Source organism: Cypionkella sp. (assembly GCF_034376685.1).
Taxonomy (GTDB): Bacteria; Pseudomonadota; Alphaproteobacteria; order Rhodobacterales; family Rhodobacteraceae; genus Cypionkella.
In genome coordinates, this window is sequence record NZ_JAXMJJ010000059.1 from 1 (window position 1) to 3,259 (window position 3,259).

At 61.3% G+C, this 3,259-nt stretch carries 3 protein-coding genes; all 3 read right to left on the minus strand.

The genetic code is table 11. The annotated features are described in order from the left end of the window. A partial coding sequence (locus U1A24_RS12055) for an ABC transporter permease (protein WP_322322216.1) occupies positions 1–978 on the minus strand: 978 nt, incomplete at its 3' end. Between the two features lie 79 nt (positions 979–1,057). After that, positions 1,058–2,836, minus strand: coding sequence for a peptide ABC transporter substrate-binding protein (locus U1A24_RS12060; protein ID WP_322322217.1), 1,779 nt, complete (start codon positions 2,834–2,836; stop codon positions 1,058–1,060). Further along, the coding region (locus tag U1A24_RS12065) for an ABC transporter ATP-binding protein (RefSeq protein WP_322322218.1) at positions 2,793–3,259 on the minus strand (467 nt) is incomplete at its 5' end. The genes U1A24_RS12065 and U1A24_RS12060, both read right to left, overlap by 44 nt.

The window sequence follows — 3,259 nt, forward strand, 5'->3', positions numbered from 1 at the left end:
ATTGTCACGGTGCTGGATGCGGTGGCCGGCGGGTGTGACTTGTTCGATATCGACCAGCGCGACGATGATATCGGCGATCAGATTGCCGGCGATGGTCAGGATGGCCGAGAACATCAGAAGGCCCATGACCACCGGAAAATCGCTGTAGCCGAGGCTGTCGAGAAACAATCGCCCCATACCCGGCCAGGTAAAGACGGTCTCTGTGACCAGAGCGCCAGTAAGGATCGAGGGCAGCTGCACCCCGGCCAAGGTGATCATCGGCAACAGTGCATTGCCGACCACATGCTTCATCAGCACCCGCCGCTCGGGGACGCCCTTGGCGCGGGCGGTCTTGACGAACTCCTGGCTGATCACGTCCAGCGTCGCCGTACGCATGTAGCGGCTCCAGATGGCGATATGGACCAGCGCCAGCACGACGGATGGCATGATCAGGTGATGCAGGTAGTTCAGCGCGGATTCGTCGCCGATGGTGTACATGTTGCCCGCAGGCAGCCATCCCAGCTCCAGAGAAAAGATATAGATACCGACAAGGCCAAACCAGAAGGTCGGGATCGACAGCGCCACCATCGCGCCGATGGTCGCCATGTAGTCGAATGCCGAATAACGATGTGTGGCCCCACGGATGCCGATCCAGGTGCCAACCGCGATGGCAATCACCGTGGATGACCCCATCAGCAACAGGGTCGCAAAGATGTGGCGGCCGATCACCGACAGCACCGGCGCTCCATCGCGGAACGAGGTGCCCCAGTCGCCTTGCAGCAACCCCCAGGCCCAGTCGAAGTACTGCACCAGGATCGGTCGATTCAGGCCAAGCTGCTCTTTGAGCCGCTCAAGGTCGTCCGAGGTCATCCCGGGATCAAGTCCGTACTGGGCCATGGGCCCGCCAGGCATGAGATTGAGCACGGTGAAGCCGATGATCGAAACGATCACCAGCAGCACGACGCTCTGTATGAAACGATTGAACAGAAATGCAGGCATGGTCTTCCCCTTCCTGATTACGTGGCGTCAGTTTGACACCACTGCCCGGGCCTTGGGGCCCGGACGGTGGCAGATCAGGTCAGCCCCAGTACCAGCCCGCAGCATGCCAGGATTCGGTGCGGGTGTTGGCATTGGAAACGAAGCCCTGCAGGCCTGCCTTTTGCCCGAAGACCGAAGTGTTCGCGAACAAGGGCAGGAACGGCAGATCGTGGCGGATGATCTCTTGCACCTTCATATAAATCGCGCGGCGGGCCTCGGTGTCGAACGTGCGGCTGCCTTCCTCAAGCAGGGCGTCAACCTCGGGGTTGGAATACTGCGCGTTGTTCGACCCTTTGCCACCCTTGGCGGTGATTGCCTTGGTGTGGAAGCGGTTCGTCACGTCCGGGTCAGCCCCGATCAGGAAGTTGATCCCCGACATGGCGCTGTCGAACTGGGACAGCGTCCAGAAGTCGCCCCACATCACCGCCGACGGAAGGTTGGCGATGGTCATCTCGACGCCGATTTCGGCGAAAGTCTGCTGGATGAACTGCTGCGCCTGTTCGCGCAAATGGGCTCCGGCAGTGGTCGAGTTGGCAAAGGACAGGCGCACGCCATCCTTGACGCGGATGCCATCGGCGCCCGGCAGCCAGCCGGCCTCGTCAAGCATCTTCGCGGCGCGTTCCAGATTGAACTCATGCTTTGGCAGGTCCGGGTTGTAATAGATGGACGTCTTCGGCATGAAGGTCTCGGTCACGGTCGGCACGCCGTAGTTCAGCGCGTCGATGATCGCCTGACGGTCAATCGCAAGGTAAAGCGCTTCGCGCACGGCGATGTCCTTGAACTGCGGCTTCTCCACGTTCAGGTAGAAGGTTTCCACGGATGTCTTCGGCACCAGCGTCACCACACGCTCGGCCAGCGAGGCGGCTTCGGCATAGTTGTCGGGCGAGATGTAGGCCTGACCGACCAGGTCGATGTCACCGCTTCTGAACTGGGTGTAGAGCACGGTGTTGTCGGGGATGTATTTGAAGATCAGCTGCTCGATATAGGGACCTTCGCCGAAGTAATCGGGGTTGGCCACCAGCTCCAGGTTGTCGCCGGCCACACGCCGGCCCCATTTGAACGCCCCGGTGCCGATCGGTGACTGATTGAAGGCGTTTTCGTTCAGATCGGTCGCGGTTTCCAGGACGTGTTTGGGCACCATAAAGGTTTCTGTCAGGAAATTCAGATAGGGCGCAAATGCCTCTTCCATCCGCCAAGTGATTTCGGTCGGGGAAACCACGGTGATGTCGCGAACCATTGCGTGGCCGGTGGTGCGCCAGGCGCGGAAATCCGGGTTGACGATCAGTTCGAGGGTGTATTTCACATCTTCGGCGGTGAAGGGAGCGCCGTCGTGCCAACGCACGTCATCGCGCAACTTGATGCGCCATTGCAACCCGTCCGCCGAAATCCCGCCATTAGTCTGATCGGGGACTTCGAGCGCCAGATTTGGAACGATGGCACCCTCTGGATTGATCCGGAACAGCGCGTCGAACATCGAGAAGTTGACGCCGTCATCTACCTCTATATGCGCCATCAGCGGGTTGAACACCGTCGGTTCCTGCGACAGGCCGACGACGACGCGTCCGGTGGGCGCTGCGGGCGGTGTCTGGGCGAAGGCCGGCTTGCCGAGCAGCTGGGGTGCAAACAGCCCCACCGCTCCGCCTGCCGCCATCATCCGCAAAGCTTGGCGCCGCGAATAGCCCGCGCCGGTACTGGAGGTCTTTGTCATCTGGTGTCCTTCCGTTGGAGATGGTTTCTTTTTGGTCGTATCTATGGGCAATCGGCGGTGCGCTGGGTCAAAGACCCGCAGCCACAGCCACTGGTGCCCCGCCCGTGGCACGTTCGCCCGGAATGGCCGCAACCAGTTCGCGGGTGTAATCCGATTTCGGGTTCAGAAAGATCTGCGACGGGGGCCCCATTTCGACGATCCGCCCGCGCTGCATCACAGCAATCTCGTCGCAGATCTGGCTGGCGACCCGCAGGTCATGAGTGATGAACACCATCGACACCCCGGTTTCGCGCTGGATGCGGTCCAGAAGTTGCAGGATCTGCGCCTGGATCGACACATCCAGCGCAGAGACAGCCTCGTCGGCGACAAGCAGCCGCGGCTTGAACATCAGAGCCCGGGCGATGCCGACGCGCTGACGCTGACCGCCGGAAAACTCATGCGGATAGCGACCGATGGCCCCGGCATCCAGCCCCCCCAGATCCAGCATCGCCCGCGCCGCTGTGCGGGCCTGCGCCGGGTCCATGCCATGGGCAA